This window comes from Arthrobacter sp. 01L42 (genome assembly GCF_056400005.1).
In genome coordinates this window covers 137906-155043 of sequence record NZ_JBFTSL010000006.1, presented here as the reverse complement: position 1 = coordinate 155043, position 17138 = coordinate 137906, and the positions used below count along the sequence as shown (strand labels likewise).

General features: G+C 68.2%; 15 protein-coding genes. 5 read left to right on the top strand and 10 right to left on the bottom strand.

Annotated elements, in window-relative coordinates; genetic code table 11:
- Nucleotides 1–25: 25 nt before the first annotated feature.
- Together aceB and pucL are read right to left on the bottom strand one after the other, a co-directional pair.
- Entirely contained in the window at nucleotides 26–1624 is a 1599-nt protein-coding gene (gene aceB, locus AC1DN2_RS07100) for a malate synthase A (protein WP_476849767.1), read from the bottom strand.
- 94 nt (nucleotides 1625–1718) lie between these two features.
- Nucleotides 1719–2627, bottom strand: a complete 909-nt coding sequence (pucL, locus tag AC1DN2_RS07095; protein ID WP_476849766.1) for a factor-independent urate hydroxylase — start codon at nucleotides 2625–2627, stop codon at nucleotides 1719–1721.
- 520 nt (nucleotides 2628–3147) lie between these two features.
- Here pucL and AC1DN2_RS07090 point away from each other — a divergent pair.
- From AC1DN2_RS07090 to AC1DN2_RS07070, 5 genes are read left to right on the top strand one after another with little or no spacing between them, the layout of a single operon-like run.
- Nucleotides 3148–3642 (top strand): nucleoside deaminase, encoded by a 495-nt coding sequence (locus tag AC1DN2_RS07090; protein ID WP_476849765.1) that lies wholly within the window; start codon nucleotides 3148–3150, stop codon nucleotides 3640–3642.
- Between the two features lie 30 nt (nucleotides 3643–3672).
- Nucleotides 3673–4641: an FAD binding domain-containing protein gene (locus AC1DN2_RS07085; RefSeq protein ID WP_476849764.1), complete on the top strand. Its 969-nt coding sequence runs from the start codon at nucleotides 3673–3675 to the stop codon at nucleotides 4639–4641.
- Nucleotides 4638–7487, top strand: a complete 2850-nt coding sequence (locus tag AC1DN2_RS07080; protein ID WP_476849763.1) for a molybdopterin-dependent oxidoreductase — start codon at nucleotides 4638–4640, stop codon at nucleotides 7485–7487. The genes AC1DN2_RS07085 and AC1DN2_RS07080 overlap by 4 nt, the downstream gene beginning before the upstream one ends.
- A 26-nt stretch (nucleotides 7488–7513) precedes the next feature.
- Nucleotides 7514–8497: an aldo/keto reductase gene (locus AC1DN2_RS07075; RefSeq protein WP_476849762.1), complete on the top strand. Its 984-nt coding sequence runs from the start codon at nucleotides 7514–7516 to the stop codon at nucleotides 8495–8497.
- Between the two features lie 37 nt (nucleotides 8498–8534).
- Nucleotides 8535–9179 (top strand): uracil-DNA glycosylase, encoded by a 645-nt coding sequence (locus AC1DN2_RS07070; RefSeq protein ID WP_476849761.1) that lies wholly within the window; start codon nucleotides 8535–8537, stop codon nucleotides 9177–9179.
- Between the two features lie 69 nt (nucleotides 9180–9248).
- Here the strand turns inward: AC1DN2_RS07070 and nboR are convergent, their stop codons facing one another.
- From nboR to AC1DN2_RS07030, 8 genes are all read right to left on the bottom strand, one after another.
- Nucleotides 9249–9857, bottom strand: coding sequence for a nicotine blue oxidoreductase (gene nboR / locus AC1DN2_RS07065; protein WP_476849760.1), 609 nt, complete (start codon nucleotides 9855–9857; stop codon nucleotides 9249–9251).
- Nucleotides 9858–9863: 6 nt separating this feature from the next.
- Nucleotides 9864–10205 (bottom strand): hydroxyisourate hydrolase, encoded by a 342-nt coding sequence (gene uraH, locus AC1DN2_RS07060; protein WP_223913434.1) that lies wholly within the window; start codon nucleotides 10203–10205, stop codon nucleotides 9864–9866.
- On the bottom strand, nucleotides 10202–10699 hold the full coding sequence (gene uraD, locus AC1DN2_RS07055; protein ID WP_476849759.1) for a 2-oxo-4-hydroxy-4-carboxy-5-ureidoimidazoline decarboxylase: 498 nt from the start codon (nucleotides 10697–10699) through the stop codon (nucleotides 10202–10204). Before uraD ends, uraH begins: the two co-directional genes overlap by 4 nt.
- Nucleotides 10700–10727: 28 nt before the next feature.
- A complete protein-coding gene (locus AC1DN2_RS07050; RefSeq protein WP_476849758.1) occupies nucleotides 10728–11564 on the bottom strand; it encodes an alpha/beta fold hydrolase in 837 nt (278 codons plus the stop codon).
- A gap of 93 nt (nucleotides 11565–11657) precedes the next feature.
- A complete protein-coding gene (locus AC1DN2_RS07045) occupies nucleotides 11658–12785 on the bottom strand; it encodes a phosphotransferase (protein WP_476849757.1) in 1128 nt (375 codons plus the stop codon).
- Between the two features lie 5 nt (nucleotides 12786–12790).
- The gene (locus AC1DN2_RS07040) at nucleotides 12791–13921 is read right to left on the bottom strand and encodes a phosphotransferase (protein ID WP_476849756.1); all 1131 of its coding nucleotides are present in this window, start codon (nucleotides 13919–13921) and stop codon (nucleotides 12791–12793) included.
- On the bottom strand, nucleotides 13918–15264 hold the full coding sequence (locus tag AC1DN2_RS07035; protein WP_476849755.1) for a phosphotransferase family protein: 1347 nt from the start codon (nucleotides 15262–15264) through the stop codon (nucleotides 13918–13920). Before AC1DN2_RS07035 ends, AC1DN2_RS07040 begins: the two co-directional genes overlap by 4 nt.
- On the bottom strand, nucleotides 15261–16982 hold the full coding sequence (locus AC1DN2_RS07030; RefSeq protein WP_476849754.1) for an ABC transporter ATP-binding protein: 1722 nt from the start codon (nucleotides 16980–16982) through the stop codon (nucleotides 15261–15263). Before AC1DN2_RS07030 ends, AC1DN2_RS07035 begins: the two co-directional genes overlap by 4 nt.
- Between the last annotated feature and the right edge of the window lie 156 nt (nucleotides 16983–17138).

Here is a 17138-nt window from a genome sequence, read left to right as displayed (position 1 = left end):
GCTGGCCGAGGAGGCTGCCATGATTTCAGCCCACCAGCTCGTACGCCGGCGTGGTGAGGAAATCGGTGTAGTCCTCGGACAGGCAGAGTCCGCCGATGAGCTTGCTGGCGGGCAGGTAGTGCTTGGCGAACGCGTCCTCGCCCACTTCGGCCCGGAGTTTCCCGGTTTCCTCGGCCAGGAGGGCGGACACCAGCTCGCGGGTGACGGTCCGGCCGGTGTCGGCAAGCACCGAACGGTTGCGGATCTGCTGCCAGACCTGGGACCGCGAGATTTCCGCCGTCGCGGCGTCCTCCATCAGGTTGTGGATGGCCACGGCGCCGTTGCCGGAGATCCAGACGGCGGTGTATGCCACGGCGACGTAGAGGTTCAAACGCAGGCCGGCCTCAGTCACCTGGCCCTGGGCGGAACGGATGTCCAGGAGCTGTTCCGCGGTGACGCTGACCTCCGGGCGCTGTCGGTCCAGCTGGTTGGGCCGACCGCCCAGGACGGCGTCGAACACCTCGCGGCAGACCGGCACCAGGTCCGGGTGCGCCACCCAGGAGCCGTCAAAGCCGTCGTTCGCCTCGCGGGTCTTGTCCGCGCGTACCTTCTCGAACGCCTGGGCTGTCACGTCGGGTTCGCGCCGGTTGGGGATCACCGCTGCCATGCCGCCCATCGCGAAGGCGCCGCGCCGGTGGCAGGTCTTGACCAGGAGCTCGGTATAGGCCCGCATGAACGGCGCGGTCATGGCAATGGTGGCGCGGTCGGGCAGCACAAAGTCCGCACCGGCGTCGCGGAAGTACTTGATGATGCTGAACAGGTAGTCCCAGCGGCCGGCGTTCAGGCCGGAGGCGTGGTCGCGGAGTTCGAAGAGGATCTCGTCCATCTCGAACGCTGCCGGGATAGTCTCGATCAGGACGGTGGCGCGGACGGTGCCCCGCGGAATGCCGACGTAGTCCTGGGCGAAGACGAAGATCTTGTTCCACAGCCGGGCCTCGAGGTGGCTCTCCATCTTGGGCAGGTAGTAGTAGGGTCCGTGACCGTTTGCCACGAGCCGCTTGGCGGTGTGGAAGAAGTGCAGGCCGAAGTCCACCAGGGCGCCGATGGTGTGTTCCCCGCCGATCAGCAGGTGCCGTTCGCCCATGTGCCAGCCGCGTGGCCGGGTGACCACCACCGCGAGCGGGGCGTCGGTGCGCAGCGCGTATTCCTTACCTTCGGGCGAGGTGTATTTCAGGGTGCCGTCGGCGGCGTCCCGGAGATTGAGGATCGATTCGACCACGTTGGCCCAGGTGGGCGTGCTGGCGTCCTCGAGGTCGGCGAGCCACACCTTGGCGCCGGAGTTCAGCGCATTGATGGCCATTTTGGCCGGGGCGGCCGGCCCGGTCATTTCGACCCGGCGGTCCTGCAGGGCCGCGGGCGCTGCAGCCACGCTCCAGTCGGCGTCGCGGATCTCTGCGGTCTCCGGCAGGAAGTCCAGGCGGCCGGTCAGGGCCACGTGTTCCCTCTTGCGGGCGCGGGCCTTGAGTAGCTCGGCGCGGGTCCCGGCAAAGCGGACGTGGAGTTCTTCGACGAAGGCGAGAGCCTCCGGGGTCAGGATTTCTCCGGCCCGGTCGACGGGGTGGGGATCGGTGACGACGAGAGTCATATTCTGGTCCTTCCTGGGCCGCTCACACTTCTCTTTGGCCGCTCACACTACTCCTAGGCACCGCCAGCGGCGGCGGTCCCGGCGATCCGTGGCGTCAGCAGAAGCCGGCGATCCCGTGCCAGGCGATTTCGGCGGGGCTGGTGTCTTCACGCTGGACCGTTGCCTCAATCAGGCCGTAGGGGCGGTCGGCGGCAAAGAAGACCTCGTTGGGGTTGTCGAGGCCGAAGGGCGAGAGGTCAACGAGGAAGTGGTGCTTGTTGGGCATGGAGAATTTGATCTCGTCGATCTCGGGGTGCGCTGCCAGGACCTTGGCGCCCATGTCGAAGAGGGTCTGCTGCAGGGCGTGGGAGTACTTCTCGCTGAAAGCCTCCAGCAGCAGGGCCTTGACGTCCTCGTAGCTTTTGTTGAAGTCGAACGTGCCGAAGTCGGTGCCGGTCCTGAAGCGCCAGCGGGCCGAGACGTCCGTGGCGAGGATGCGGTCCGCCGTTTCCGGGAGGGTGGTGTATTTGTCCCGCGGGAAGCCGCTGAACCCGGACTGGGTCGACTTCAGCACGGTGAGGTCCTTCAGCCCGGCGATGAGGTGCTCTGCCCCGCCGTCGCGGACCAGGACCGCGGTGCGGACCTCCTGGCCGCTGCGGACGAAGGAGTGGTGGTGCCCGGAGCCGTGGGCCTGGATCCGGTCCCACTTGTAGGACTCGGCCGCCCAGCGGCCGCCTGTGACCCAGTCGAAGTTCGAGGTGAAGTGCTTGCCGAGCCGCAGTAGGAAGGTTTCCGGGGCGCCGATGCCGTCCCGGGCGAACGCGTAGATCGTGTTCTTTTGGGTGTCCGTGGCCACCACGTGGCTGTTGTCGCCGTCGAGGTGTGCCGCCGCGAAGTCCCCGCGCAGCTGCGAGGTGACGTTCAGGTCTTCGATCTCATGGCGGCGGGTATCCCGGGTGATCTTGACGACCCGGACTTCGGCTTTTCCGTACTGGTTCTGGCCGAGGACGATCTTGTTGCTCATGGTCTGATTCCCAACTTCAGGTATGCGGCACCACAGTCCCACATAGAAATTAAGCGCCGTTTCCCGCGCGTTTCTTGTTCCGTCCGTTCTTGTTCCGTCCGTCCACAAAAAAGAGCCGACATCAATTGATGCCAGCTCATTACGACCCTGCCTGCTGCTCCCAGGTTACGTGGCCGGGGCTCCGACTCCCGGGCCACGAAGTGGGCTCAAGCGTAGCCGGGCCCCGGCTTGGTGTACATCACTTTTCGGAAAAATCGAGTGTGGCCAGGATGGCCCGGGATTGGCGTGAAGACCCGGATAAGGAGATTTCACATAACTGAACCCGGGCTTCCACGAAATAGGCCGCGCTGTGCGCGGGCCCCGGTGCTACTCTCAATCTTGCCAACGGCGGGCAGCCCGGACCCGGGAAGCTATCTACCAGGCGCAACCTTCAAGGCACATGCTGAAGACTGTCACCGTCGCATCCGTCCGTTGCATTCCCGCTACGGTGTACCGGCTTCCGCAGGCAGGGAGTGGCAGCATGACGACGACCGATACGGCCCAGAAGTTCCTGGCGAGATCCATCGAGTTGGCCATGGCCAACGTCCTGAACGGCGGCGGCCCGTTCGGCGCAGTGGTGGTTACCGCCGACGGGCAGGTGTTCGAAGGCGCCAACCGCGTCACCGCCGCCAACGATCCCACGGCGCACGCCGAGGTCACGGCCATCCGGCGGGCGTGCAGCGAACTGGGCACGTTCGAGCTCAGCGGGGCGACGCTCTACTGCAGCTGCGAGCCGTGCCCCATGTGCCTGGCGTCCGCGCTGTGGGCGCGGGTGTCGCGCGTGGTGTTCGCCGCGGACAGGCACGATGCCGCGTCCGCGGGGTTCGATGACGCCGTCTTCTACGAATACTTCGAAAACGATCAGCGAGACGCGCTCATGCCGGTGGGCAGGCTGGAACTGACCGGCCCGCAAGCCCCCGCGGCCCTGGATCCCTTCACCGCCTGGAACTCGCTCGAGTCCCGGACCGAGTATTAGCGCCGGCATGTTGCAACCCCAGGAGGCCGCATGGACCTGAACACCGTCGAGGCCGTGGTCCGCACCGCGGATCCGGCGCAGTGGCGCGAGGGTGACGCCTGGCTCGCGGGCGGCACCGTGATCTTCTCCTCAGGGAGCCCCGGCAACGGACCGGAACCGCTCCGGCGTCTGCTGGACCTCGGCTCCACGGACTGGACACCCCTGGCCGTCTCGGCGGCCGGCATCGAGCTGGCGGCAACCTGCACCATCGCGCAGCTGGCTGCGTTCTCTGAATCGTTCCCCGATTCGGGCCCCGGCCGCGAACTGGCCGCGGTCTGGCCCGGAGTGGAGCTCATCCGGCCCTGCTGCGAGTCCTTTGTGGCCTCCTTCAAGGTCTGGACCATGTCCACGGTGGGCGGCAACCTGTGCACCTCCCTGCCGGCCGGGCCCATGATCTCGCTCTGCGCGGCGCTCGACGGCACGGCCACCATTCTGGGCCCTGGCGGCGCCCACCGCACGCTCCCCGTGCTGGAGCTCGTCACGGGCGACGGAACGAACTGCCTCGCTCCCGGCGAGCTCCTGCGCAGCGTGAGCCTGCCGGCGGCGGCACTGTCCTCCCGGGTGGCCTTCCGCCGGCTGTCGCTGAGCAACCTGGGCCGGTCCGCGGTGCTGCTGATCGGAAGGCTCGACGCCGACGGCGACCTGGTCCTGACCGTCACGGCAGCAACCAAACGCCCGGTGCAGCTGCGCCTGACGTCCTCGGCGGCGGCGCTCGCCGACGACCTCACTGATGCTCTCTCCGAGGCCCTGGATGCCGCGATCCCGGATGCGCTTTACCACGACGACGTCCACGGCCTGCCCGCCTGGCGCAAGGACATGACGTACCGCCTGGCCCACGAGATCCGGGCTGAACTCACCGCCCCGGCAGGCCGCGATCCGCTGCGCGTCTCCGGCGACTTCTGGCCGCCGCGGGGCGGGACCCTGAACGGTGGACCCCGGACGGAAGGTGCCTGGGCATGAGAATCGAGATCAACGGTGTCCCGGCGCAGGCCGAACCCCGCCCCGGCCAGTGCCTGCGCACGTTCCTTCGCGAACAGGGGAACCTGGGCGTGAAGAAGGGCTGCGACGCCGGCGACTGCGGCGCCTGCACGGTGCACGTGGACGGGGTCCCGGTGCACAGCTGCATTTATCCCGCCGTCCGCGCGGAAGGCCGGGCGGTCACCACGGTGGAAGGATTGGCCGCCGCCAGCGCCGCCRGCGCCGCCAGCGCCGCCAGCGCCGCCGGCGGACCCGGTGACCCCAACAGCACCGCGCTTCATCCGATGCAGCAGCAGTTCCTGGACCGGCAGGGCTTCCAATGCGGCTTTTGCACGGCCGGCATGGTGATGACGGCAGCGACGTTCGATGAGGAGCAGAGGGCGGACCTGCCGCGGAACCTGAAGGGCAACCTGTGCCGGTGCACCGGGTACACGGCCATCGAGGACGCCGTCTGCGGGAGGGGGAGCCGCCCGGTCACCTCTTCTGAGGGGCCCGGCCGGCCGGAGCCGCGCCAGGGACAACTGGGCGATGACGCTCCCGCGCCCGCCGGTCTCGCCATCGTCACGGGGCAGGCCCGCTACACCCTCGACGTCCCGGCCGAAGAACTGCCCGGGCTGCTTCACGCGAAACTGGTGCGCTCCCCGCATGCCCACGCCCGGATCCGCTCCATTGACGCAGCAGCCGCGCTGGCGATTCCCGGCGTAGCGGCCGTCTTCACCCACGAGGACTCCCCGGGGCAGCTGTTTTCGACCGCGCAGCACGAGCTCTACACCGACGACCCGGACGACACCCGCGTGTTTGACGACGTCGTGCGGTTCACCGGCCAGCGCGTCGCCGCCGTCGTCGCCGACACCGTGGCGGCAGCGGAGGCAGGCGTGCGGGCCCTGAAGGTCGACTACGAGGTGCTGGACGCGGTCTTCACCCCGGAGAACGCCATGCTCCCCGGCGCCCCCGCCCTCCACGGGGACAAGGACGCAACCACGGCCCGCATCAGCCGGCCGGAGCGGAACGTCGTCGCGGAAGTGCATTCCGAGCTCGGCGATATGGCGGCCGGGTTCGCCGCGGCGGACTTCATCCACGAACACACGTACCGGACTCAACGGGTGCAGCACATGGCGCTCGAAACCCATGCCTCCATCGCCTCGATCGGCGGTGACGGGCGGCTGCTGATCCGCACCTCCAGCCAGGTCCCGTTCCTGGTGCGGCGCACCCTGGGCCGGGTGTTCGGCCTGCCGGAAGAGCAGATCCGGGTGGTGGCCGGACGGGTGGGCGGCGGTTTTGGCGGCAAACAAGAGGTGCTCACCGAGGACGTCGTGGCGCTGGCCGCCCTGAAGCTCAACCGCCCCGTGCAGCTTGAATTCACCCGGACCGAACAGTTCACCGCCGCCACCACCAAGCATCCCTTCACCATCCATCTCAAGGCCGGCGCCAGCCGCGACGGGCGGCTGACCGCACTGAAGCTGGAGGTGCTCACCAACACGGGCGCCTATGGCAACCACGCGACCGGGGTCATGTTCCACGGCTGCGGTGAGTCGTTGGCGGTGTACAAATGCGCCAACAAGAAAGTGGACGCCCACGCCGTGTACACCAACACGGTGCCGTCCGGTGCCTTCCGCGGCTACGGGCTCAGCCAGATGATCTTCGCGATCGAATCCGGCATCGACGAGCTCGCGGCAGGGATCGGCATGGACCCCCTGGAGTTCCGCCGCCGGAACATGGTCCGGGAAGGCGACGACATGCTGTCCATCCGCGACGAGCCCCAGGAGGACGTCCGCTACGGCAGCTACGGCCTGGACCAGTGCACGAAGCTGGTGGAGGACGCCCTGGCCCGTGGACGGGAACGCTGGCGCGCGGCCGGCCTCGACAGCCCGGGACCGGACTGGGTGGTTGGGGAGGGGACTGCCCTGTCCATGATCGACACCGTCCCGCCACGCGGCCACTTTGCTCACTCCAGGCTCCGGCTCCTGCCCGACGGGACCTACGCCGCCGACGTCGGGACGGCAGAATTCGGCAACGGCACCACCACGGTCCACGCGCAGCTCGCGGCCACCGCGCTGTCCACCTCCGCCGCCCGCGTCACCCTCCGGCAGTCCGACACCGACCTCGTGGACCACGATTCCGGCGCGTTCGGATCTGCCGGCACCGTGGTGGCCGGCAAGGCGACGCTGGCCGCCGCTGAGGACCTTGCCCTCCGCATCCGCGCCTTCGCCGCCGGCCTCCGCCGCGTGCCGCCCTCCGGCTGCGTCCTGGACGGGGACGCTGTGGTCTGCGAGGGAACCCGGGTGCCCCTGACGGAAATTTACGGCGCCGCGGAGCAGGCCGGCGTCGAGCTCGCCGCCGAGGGGCGTTGGGGCGGGACGCCGCGTTCCGTGGCGTTCAATGTCCAGGGCTTCCGGGTGGCGGTGAACACCGGGACGGGGGAGCTGCGGATCCTGCAGAGCGTGCAGGCGGCCGACGCCGGCGTGGTGGTCAATCCGCGCCAGTGCCGCGGCCAGATCGAAGGCGGGATCGCGCAGGCCCTCGGCTCTGCGCTCTACGAGGAGGTCACAGTGGACGACGCCGGCCGCGTCACCACCGACGTCCTGCGGCAGTACCACGTCCCCTCCTTTGCCGACGTGCCGCGCAGCGAGGTGTACTTCGCCGACACCAGCGACAAGCTGGGCCCGCTGGGCGCGAAGTCGATGAGCGAGAGCCCGTTCAATCCGGTGGCGCCGGCGCTCGCGAACGCCATCCGGAACGCCACCGGCGTGAGGTTTTCCCAGCTGCCCATCTCCCGGGACAAGATCTATCTGGGCCTGAAGGAAGCAGGGCTGGTTCCTCCGCTTTGAGGCCGCCAACGGCCTATAGTCGGACGATGGAACAACGAATCTTGGGCAAAACCGGACGAAACGTCTCCACCGTCGGGTTGGGGACGTGGCAGCTTGGCGCGGACTGGGGCAACGTGGACCCCGCGCAGGCGCAGGCCATCCTGGCGGCCTCCGTCGAAGCGGGCGTCACGTTCTTCGACACCGCGGACGTCTATGGCGACGGCCGCAGTGAGCAGGCCATCGGCGCGTTCCTGGCCGGCAACCCCGGCCTGGACATCACGGTGGCCACCAAGATGGGCCGGCGGGTGGAGCAGCGGCCGGAGAGCTACAACCTCGCCAACTTCCGCGAATGGACCGACCGGTCGCGGCGCAACCTGGGCGTCGAGCAGCTGGATCTGGTCCAGCTGCACTGCCCGCCCACCGCGGTGTACAGCAACAACGAGGTCTACGACGCGCTGGACACGCTCGTGGCCGAGGGGGCCATCCGCAACTACGGCGTTAGCGTGGAGCGGACCGAGGAAGCCCTCGAAGCAATGCGCCACGACGGCACCGCCACCGTGCAGATCATCCTCAACGCCTTCCGGCTCAAGCCGCTGGATGAAGTGTTGCCCGCCGCCGAGGCCGCCGGGGTGGGCATCATCGCCCGTGTCCCGCTCGCCTCCGGGCTGCTCTCCGGCAAATACACCGCGGAGACGTCCTTCGCGGAGGACGATCACCGGAACTATAACCGCACCGGATCGGCGTTCGACGTCGGGGAAACCTTCTCCGGCGTGGACTTCGGGGAAGGCCTCAAAGCGGTGGCCGAGTTCGAGGAACTGGTGCCCGACGGCGTCAGCACCGCCCAGGCGGCCATCGCCTGGATCGCGGCGCAGGACGGCGTCAGCACGGTGATCCCGGGCGCGCGGAACGTGGACCAGGCGCGCTCCAATGCCGCCGCGGCGGGTGTCAGCGGCATTGACGCAACGTTCGACGTCGGCGTCCGCGAAATCTATGACCGCTACTTCCGCGAAACGATCCACCCCCGCTGGTAGGGCGCTTATTCTGCCGGGTGTCCCCAAGGGCCGACAAATGACTGTTTCCTCCATCGACGGCTTCGTTGACCGTCTCGCGGCCGTCGAAACGGGGCCGGGGTGCAACAACTTCTTTGATCACACCGTGCCTGGAAATGCGCAGCGCCGGCGGAACCTGGAGCTCTATCTGCGGGAGATGCAGGACCGCGCCCCAAAGGTCCTGCTGCTGGGCGAAGCCCCCGGGTACAGGGGCATGAGGATCACCGGGATTCCCTTCACGAACCGGTCCATGTTCGAAGGCCCTGCCAACGGGTTTGGGCTGTTTGGGCCCGGGAAGGGGTACGTGCTTCCGGCAGACGCCGAAGGCATAGCCGCCGAGCCGACGGCCACGGTGATGTGGCAGGTCCTGGCCGAGCTGGAGTTCCTGCCCCTGCTGTGGAGCGCCTGCCCGTGGCACACCCACGTGCCCGGGCGGCCGCTGTCCAACCGCACGCCGAGGGCGTCCGAGGCTGACCTTGGAACTCCGTTCTGGCAGGCGCTGATCGAGGCGTTTTCCATCGAAACTGTGGTGGCCGTGGGCAATGTGGCGCACCGCAGCCTGCAGCGCAGCGGCCTGGACGCCCCAAAAATCAGGCACCCGGCCCACGGCGGCCGGTCCGGTTTCAAGCGCGGCCTGCAGGAACTGTTAGCTCACTCGCGCTAAAACCAGCGCGGGGTCAGACACGGCCCATCGAGGGGGCCTTAATGGGCCGTATCTGACCCCGCGTTGTCTTTAGTCGAGAAGGTGCAGCTGTTCGGGGGAGTCGAGGTCCTCGCCGCCGGAGAGGTCGCTGCAGTCCACCAGATCAATCAGGTCCGGGTGCGCCCGCAGGAAGACGCGCGCTCCGGCGTCGCCCGTAGCGGTTTCCGCGGCTTCGGTGCGAAGCCCGGCATCGAGCAGCAGCGGATGTCCCCGCTGCAGTTTCCCGTCCGCGTCGCGGTAGGCGGCCGCCGTCACCCGGCCTGGCCGGTGCGACGTCAGCAGCCGGGTGACGGTCTCCCTGGTCAGGCCGGGCTGGTCCACCAGCGCAATGAGCACATGGGCCTCCAGGGCCGCCGCGGCGATACCGGCCCGGAACGAGCTGCCCATCCCGCTGGCCCAGTGCGGGTTGTCGATGACCCGGTGCCGGCCGAGGTCGGTGGCGGCGCGGACCCTTGCCGCATCCGCGCCAAGCACCACCACCACCTCCCGGCAGCCGCCCGCTAGCAGCACGTCAGCGAGCACTTCGACCAGCGTGCGCCCACGGAAGCGGAGCAGCGCCTTGGGCCCGCGCCCCAGCCGCGTCCCGGCGCCGGCGGCCAGCAGCACCGCCGTCGTGCCCGGCACTCCGCTAATGCCCATGTGCCACTAGCTGCCGCGGTAGGTGGAGTAGGCGAAGGGGCTGAGCAGCAGGGGGACGTGGTAGTGGGACTGCGATGGGGACACAGCGAAAACCAGGGTGACTTCGGGGAAGAACGTCTCGGTCCCGGCGGCGGCGTAATAGGCTCCGGTGTCGAAGCCCAGCCGGTACGTGCCGGAGCCCAGGCTGTCGGGGCCAAGCGACGTGACGCGCCCGTCCTCATCCGTGGCACCGGCCGCAATCCTGACCCAGCGCTCGCCGTCCAGCCTGTCCAGGGTGACGGCGACGCCCGCGGCGGGTTTGCCGGAGCCGGTGTCCAGGACGTGGGTGGTGATGTGGGAAGTGCTCATTCGCCGATCAGTCCTTCGAGTCGGAGTACTGCGATTTCGCGCAGCTGCAGGCCGATGACCGCCCGTTCCTCTTCGGGAGTGTGGGCGAGCCTGGTGTTGAGGGCGGCCAGGATCTCCTCCCGGCTGTGGCCGGCCGCACGGATCAGGAATACCTGGCCGAATTTTTGTTCATAGCTCCGGTTCCCCTCGGCGAGGGCTGCCGCGACGGCCGGATCCGGGGCGCCAAGAGTGGCCTGCTCCGCCTGCGAGAGCCGGGCCTCCGTGCTGTCTCCCGCGGCCCGTTCGCCGATCCGGGGATGGTGGGCCAGGGCGGCTTCCACCTCCGCGTCCGTAAAGGGTTCCGCGGCGCGGCGGGCGGCCTCGAGGAGGCTTCGGGTGCTGCCGAAGGGCCGGGAATAGACGATCTCCTCAATCCACCGCCCAACGTCCAGGCAGGGACGCAGGGCGGCCGCGGCCTCCTCGCGTCCGGCAGCGTTGAAGTCTTCCAGAAGCATGTGCCAGATCCTCGATGTAAATTCCCGGTCAGCTCGCCAGGAACCGCAGCAGAACCTCGTTGATCTCCGCGGCGTGGGTCCACAGCATGCCGTGCGGGGCGCCGTCGATCTCCACGTACTCGGCACTCGGCAGCGCCTTGGCGAACTGGCGGCCGGCGACGTCGATCGGCAGGATGTTGTCCGCCGTGCCGTGCACAATGAGGGCCGGGACATCGATCTTGGGGATGTCGGCTCGGAAGTCCGTGAGCCAGGTTGGCTGCGCCGCCGACGACGCCGTGGGCCCACCCCCGGTGGCGAGGTTCCAGCCCGCGTTCAGGACCTCCTGGCTGAGCCGGGGAGTGCCCAGGAAAGTGTCGCTGTTGTAGAAGTTCTTGAAGAATTCCGTGAAGAAGGCGTACCGGTCCGCCGTCACGGCCTCCATCAGCCCGTCGAACACCGACTGCGGGACACCATCGGGGTTGTCCTCGGCCTGCAGCACGTACGGCTCCAGCGAGGCCAGGAACACCGCTTTCGAGACCCGGGCGGACCCGTAGGTTCCGAGGTAGCGGCCCACTTCGCCGGTGCCCATGGAGAAGCCCACCAGCACGGCGTCGTTCAGGTCGAGGGTGGTCAGGAGGGTGTTGAGGTCCGCCGCGAACGTGTCGTAGTCGTAGCCCTCGGTGGGTTTGCTGGACTGTCCGAAGCCGCGCCGGTCGTAGGTGATCACACGGTAGCCCGCGCCGAGAAGCGCCGCGGTCTGCTTTTCCCACGACGAGCCGTCCAGCGGGTAGCCATGGATAAGGACCACGGCCTGGCCGGATCCGTGGTCCTCGTAGTAGAGCTCAACGTCTGTGCTGTTTTCGGTTCCAACCTTGATGTAAGCCATGCCAGCGGTCCTCCCGGTTCGGCGCAATGCGCGGTGGTTCGGTGGTTCGGTGTGGGGTGGTTCGGTGTGGGGTGGTTTCGATCTGGTGTGCAGTCAGTACGTGGGCTCCACTTTAGCGGCCGGAACTCCCGCCGCCAGGGCCTGTTCACCATCCGGAACGAGGAAGTCCTCCGCCAGGTCGGCCCACTGCGGCCGGAAGGAATACAGGCAGCCGAGCCGCAGGCGGGTCGCGGCGGCGTAGGCGTCGAAGCGCGCCGGGGTGACATGCAGTTCCTCGGCCGTGGCGATGACGTGGCGGCGGGCGGTTTGGTACCTTTCGGCGGTCAGGCGGTGTTGGTGCAGGCGCAGCTGAAGGTGCACGGCGATGTTGCCGAGGTCGGCGGCGGCCTCGGCGCGGCAGGCTTCATCGAAGTCCAGCAGGCCCAGGGGAGCGCCGGGATCCAGGGTGAAGATCTGCTTGTCGTGAAGGTCCCCGTGCGACCAAACCAGCGGATCCGGATCGGTCCGGAGCAGCTTTTGGGCGGCCTGCCCCGCGGCCCCGCGGACGGCCGCGCGCTCCGCTTGCGCCGCCGGAATGTCCCCGGCGTGCACCAGCCACAGGTGCACCGTGTGTTGCAGTCTCGCCAGTTCGACGGCGGCCGTCCGGACAGGGAGCGCCTCGAGAGTGGGGCGGTGCGCGGGCGCCAAGGCCAGGGAATGCTGCCGGACCCAGGCCCGGGACCATTTTTGCCAGGCATTTTCAAAGACCACATCGCTGACCGCGGGGTCGATTCCCAGCTCGAACAGGGAACGGCCGGGCAGCGTCATGAGGGTGAGGCAGCCAGGGGTGGAGGAAACAATTTCCGGTGTGAGGAAGTCCCCTGCGCCGAGGAGCTCGTTCATCCGTTCGTGCCTGCCCACCGCTTCGTCGGACTGGCGGGCCCGGAAGAGCTTGAGGTGGTGCTCCCCGGCTCTGACCACGGCACGCTTGTAGGCCCGGTGCACCACCACCACCCCCAGCGGCGACGCGCGCTTCAGGGCGGGGAGACGCCGGTCGCGGCCGTCCCGCAGGAGCTCCAGCTGGCCCGCCCGGAGGTGGGCTGCCCGGACCCCTGCCCGGCCGGGAACCCCCAACTCCAGGACATAGTCCTCCGCGGAGTCGTCGGGCCAGGAGCGGATGACCTGCCATTCGGTGTTGTCAGCATCCAGGATGGCGGCCGGGACGGGCGGGTGCCAGCCCATGGGGATCAGCTCCGGGATCCGAGGGGCCGGCTGCTGGCCAGGACGGTGGATCCGAAGGACTGACGATGCCTTACCCGGTCCTCGAGAACGCGGGTCGCCAGCGATGAGCCCGAAGGGAGCGAAGAACAGGCCAGCCGCAGCCAGCGTGCGTCCGAGTAGGCATCGAACCGATCCTGGCTGACCTGCAATTGCTCGGCCACGGCCAGCACCTTTGTGTGGGCCTTAAGGTATCGCGCCGGCGTCAGGTTACTGCGCCACATGCGCCGCTCCAGATGGAAATCCAGATAGGCGAGGTCGCGGGCGGCCTCGGCCCGGGCAGTATCGTCGAAGTCCAGCAGCCCGAACGGGGACCGGCCGTCGCCAGCGATGATCTGCCGGTCATGCAGGTCTCCGTGGGCCCATACCAGCGCATCCGGTACCGAGCCGAGCAGGTTCGCCGTGACGTAATCTGCCATGGCGATCAAGGTGCCGCGTTGGGTGGACAATTCCGGAACATTCTCTGTGTGGCGCAGCCATAGTTTCAACCAACGGGCCACGCCCCTCGCTTCCACCTCCGGTGAATGGACCGGCAGGGCGCCCAGAACGGTTTGTCTGCTGACGTCAGACGCCGCGCTCAGCTGGGCGAGCCAGGCGCTGGACCATTCTTCCCATGCGCCGGCAAACTCCTTGTCGCCGATCGTGACGTAGTCCTCGCCGATTTCGCCGAGCGTCGGTCCGGAGAGGGCGCTCAAAACGAGGGTGTCCGGGGAGCTCTGAAGCACCTCGGGCGCCGTAAAGGCGCCGGCGTCCAGCAGGAGGTCCATCTGGGCGTACCGTTCGGCAGGGACCGCGGCCCTGCCGGGCCGGAAGACCTTGATGTAGCATCCCTCCGCCCGGATGATCGCCCGCGTGTAGGGCCAGTGGGAAATGATTTCCCCGCGCTGTCTTTCGGTCCGAAGGGCCGGCAGTTCGGGATCGTCCTCCGGCAGGATCTCAAAGTGGCCATGGCTCAGATGTGCTCCCCGAACGCCGGGCCGTTCTGCAGCCCGGACCTCCAACAAGTATTCTCCGGGTTCTTTATCGGGCCACGCGTTGTGGACGCGCCACGCCGTGCCGGCGTCGTCGGTGTATTTCCAAAGCGGCGGGTGCCAGCTCATGCGATCAACTCCAGGGCCCGGCGGATATGCCAGCTCGTGTCGGCCGGCCAGTCGCTGGCCCGGTTCCTGAACGGGTCGACGCTGTTCAGGAACAACCGGAAGGCCGCCCAGGTCTCCACCCTGGCCTGCGATACGTGCCCGCCGGCCTCGCGGTAACCGTCGATCAGCTGGGCCGTCTTGCGGCCGCCGGCGACGGGCCCGACGCCGGCGGGGTCTGCGATGTCCTCCACCGCGGCAAAGGACCCAAGGTCCCTGGCCGGGTCGGAGGTCCTGACTCGGTCGAAATCGATGATGCGGACGGCCGGGCCGTCCACCAGTACTTGGTCCGCAGAAAAGTCACCATGGACCATCACCGGCTGTTGCCTTCGGGGGCCGGCGGCGCCGACAGCTGCCAGGAGCCGGCCGGTGAGCGCGTCCACCGGAGCCTCGAGCCCGGGGAGCAGGCAAGTGATCATGGACCGCGTGGCCATGAGCTGGCGTACAAGGTCCTCCATGTCCGCCATCGGGTCCGCTCCGGTTCCCGCGTCCATTCCATGGATCGCCGCCAGGGCTTGGCCGGCCCGGTAGGCGGCCGGATCGTTGTCGACGCCGCCCAGGTCTCCGTGGCCCCAGTCCGGGGAGGCGCTGATGCCGTGCGCGGCGCATTCCGGGTCGGCGAGTTCGGGCAGGACCGGGATGCCGTGGCTCTGAAGCCGCTGCCGCAGGCGGAGGCCTTCGGCAGCTTCGTCAGCTTGGACGGCGGTCTTGACGACGACGGGCAGTGTCGCCGATGGGATCCTGACAACGAGCCTGCGCTCCGGGTTGTATCTCAGCACGCTGAACGGGGGGTCCAGGAAGCGCCCTGCCGCGGGGAGCGCTCCGAGCCGTCCGAGTCCTTGGTCCCGGAGCCACCGCAGATTCGGGCGCAGCGGCCAGTCCTCTTCGATGGGGCCGACAGCCACGACGACGTCACCGTGCGGACGGTCGGGCTGGACAAGCCGGATGCCGCCGTCGCGCCGGATGCCGCCGTCGCGCTTTTGCGAACTGTCTGCCCGCTGCTGCAGTTTCCCGACGTGCTCCGGTGTTGTGGTCAATGCCCAGCCGTAGCTGCCGGCGCCGCTGCCGTAGCTGCCGTTGCCGCCGCTGCCGGCCCGGCGGAAGGCGACGAGGGCGGAGGTGTGCGGTTTGTAGCGGGTCCTGATGATCCGGACACTTTCGCCCAGTAGCTCGGAGAGCAGCTCGTCGTCGAGCACCCAGTTCAGGCCAGGGATCCGGGGGTCACGGGCCGCTAGGTCACGGTCAGCGTCGCGCCGCTGCGCCTGCAGCCACTGTTCCTGCAGTCTTTGTCCCTGCGGGGTGCTCATGTCGGCACCTTGAACAGTTCACCCGGCTCGGGGGTCTGCTGCCTGTGGACCCAGCCGGCAAAGCGGGAATCCGGATCGGCCAGCAATGACTGCGGCGGCCCGTCTTCCAGGATTTGGCCGTCTTCGAGCCAGATCACCCGGTCGCACGATTGGGCCGAGTTGACGTCGTGGGTGATCGTGATGGAGGTCCGGCCCTCGGTGAGTGTGTCCAGGGCGCTGAGGACCGAATCCCGGGATGCCGGATCGAGCCCGGCGGTCGCCTCGTCCAGGATCACGATCGGGGCCTTGCGGAGCATGGCACGGGCGACGGCCAGCCGTTGACGCTGGCCCCCGGAAAGATTGTTGGCCGCCTCGCCAAGGACGGTTTCGTAGCCCTGGGGCAGTGCGCGGATAAAACCGTCGGCCTGGGCGAGGGCCGCCACGGCTTCGATCTCCTCATCGGTGGCATCGAGGCGGCCGAACCTGATGTTCTCCCGGACGGAGGTTCCGAACAGCACGGAGTCCTGGAGCAGGATGGAGACGTGGGCGCGGACGGAAGCGATCTTGAGGTCCCGCAGGTCCTCGCCGCCGAGGCTGACATTCCCCTTCCACGGGTCCACCATCCGAAGGATCATGCTTGCCAGCGTGGACTTCCCGGCCCCGGAGGGCCCCAGCACGGCGCAGTGCTGACCCGCCGGTATGGTCAGGGTGATTCCCTTGAGCACCGCGGTTTCCTCGAAGTGGCCGGCCCAGACGTCCTCGAACACAATGTCCGGGTGCGGGTTCTTGAGGGCGACGGCGTGCGGTGACTCGGGCACGTCACTCTGGGCCTCAAGCAGGTCCGCAACCCGTTCCCCGGAGGCCGTCGCGCGGGCGATGCGGCTCGTGTACCTGGCCACATCCTTGAGTGGCCTCAGCCCAGTTTTCAGGTAGGTCAGGAAGACGACCAGATCACCCGGGGTCATCACGTGCTGCATCACCCTCCATCCGCCGGCGGCCAGGACCACCGCCGTCGCGATTCCCGTCAGGACGTCGGTCTTCCGTTGCAGGCTGGCGGCCAGCCGCAGCGTGACCACGCCGGAGCCAAGTGCCGACTGGTTGCTCTTGCTGAAGCCCGAGCTGAGGGTGTCTTCGAGTCCATACGCCTGGACTTCGCGCATTGCGCCCAACGTCTGGGCGGCGGTGGTGGCCAGGGCGCTTTCACCCTTGCGTGACTTGCGGGCCGCGGTAGTAATCGATCCCGAGTTCTTGCGGGACACCAACACGAATATCCCGATGGACACGAACGTCACCAGTGCGATCAAAGGATCGAGCCAGAGCATGATGAACATCATTGCTATCAGCGACACGAAATTGCCGATGAGGGGGAGCCCCGCCGTGACGGCCACATCCTGCAGCCGGGACACGTCTCCGACGAGCCGCTGGACAGTGTCGCCGGTGGAGGCGCGGCTGTGGTGGCGCATCGACAGGCCCTGGAGGTGGCGGAAGGTTCGGGCGCGCAATTCGGAGGAAATCCGGGTACCCACCAGGGCAAACGAAATCGCGGACACGTAGCCGGCCACGGCCCGGATCAGGCAGATGACAACCACCGCACCGGCGCAGAGGAGCAGCACCTCCGCGCTCGCCTCCACGCTGAGCGGGGACCTGCGCAGATTGGCGCCGAGTGAGTGTGAGACGGAGTCCAGGACGATTTTCACCGGCCACGGCTCAAGAAGCCGGAAGAGGATTTCCACGGCCATAGCAATGAATCCCCAAGTGATGAGCAGCCTGTGCCCGCGCAAATGCGGGCGGACGCACCGCAAGGTCCGCCGCAGCGGTGAGAGTTCAGCCGGTGCGCTGGTGCGGGTCCGTCGCCATAAGGTCCGCCAGCTGCGGGGGTGCGAATGCCTGGCAGT

What these genes read in the sequence shown, in the direction of transcription:
- aceB (WP_476849767.1), bottom strand. Translation starts at nt 1,624, where the DNA reads ATGACTCTCGTCGTCACCGATCCCCACCCCGTCGACCGGGCCGGAGAA.
- pucL (WP_476849766.1), bottom strand. Translation starts at nt 2,627, where the DNA reads ATGAGCAACAAGATCGTCCTCGGCCAGAACCAGTACGGAAAAGCCGAA.
- AC1DN2_RS07090 (WP_476849765.1), top strand. Translation starts at nt 3,148, where the DNA reads ATGACGACGACCGATACGGCCCAGAAGTTCCTGGCGAGATCCATCGAG.
- AC1DN2_RS07085 (WP_476849764.1), top strand. Translation starts at nt 3,673, where the DNA reads ATGGACCTGAACACCGTCGAGGCCGTGGTCCGCACCGCGGATCCGGCG.
- AC1DN2_RS07075 (WP_476849762.1), top strand. Translation starts at nt 7,514, where the DNA reads ATGGAACAACGAATCTTGGGCAAAACCGGACGAAACGTCTCCACCGTC.
- AC1DN2_RS07070 (WP_476849761.1), top strand. Translation starts at nt 8,535, where the DNA reads ATGACTGTTTCCTCCATCGACGGCTTCGTTGACCGTCTCGCGGCCGTC.
- nboR (WP_476849760.1), bottom strand. Translation starts at nt 9,857, where the DNA reads ATGGGCATTAGCGGAGTGCCGGGCACGACGGCGGTGCTGCTGGCCGCC.
- uraH (WP_223913434.1), bottom strand. Translation starts at nt 10,205, where the DNA reads ATGAGCACTTCCCACATCACCACCCACGTCCTGGACACCGGCTCCGGC.
- uraD (WP_476849759.1), bottom strand. Translation starts at nt 10,699, where the DNA reads ATGCTTCTGGAAGACTTCAACGCTGCCGGACGCGAGGAGGCCGCGGCC.
- AC1DN2_RS07050 (WP_476849758.1), bottom strand. Translation starts at nt 11,564, where the DNA reads ATGGCTTACATCAAGGTTGGAACCGAAAACAGCACAGACGTTGAGCTC.
- AC1DN2_RS07045 (WP_476849757.1), bottom strand. Translation starts at nt 12,785, where the DNA reads ATGGGCTGGCACCCGCCCGTCCCGGCCGCCATCCTGGATGCTGACAAC.
- AC1DN2_RS07040 (WP_476849756.1), bottom strand. Translation starts at nt 13,921, where the DNA reads ATGAGCTGGCACCCGCCGCTTTGGAAATACACCGACGACGCCGGCACG.
- AC1DN2_RS07035 (WP_476849755.1), bottom strand. Translation starts at nt 15,264, where the DNA reads ATGAGCACCCCGCAGGGACAAAGACTGCAGGAACAGTGGCTGCAGGCG.
- AC1DN2_RS07030 (WP_476849754.1), bottom strand. Translation starts at nt 16,982, where the DNA reads ATGGCCGTGGAAATCCTCTTCCGGCTTCTTGAGCCGTGGCCGGTGAAA.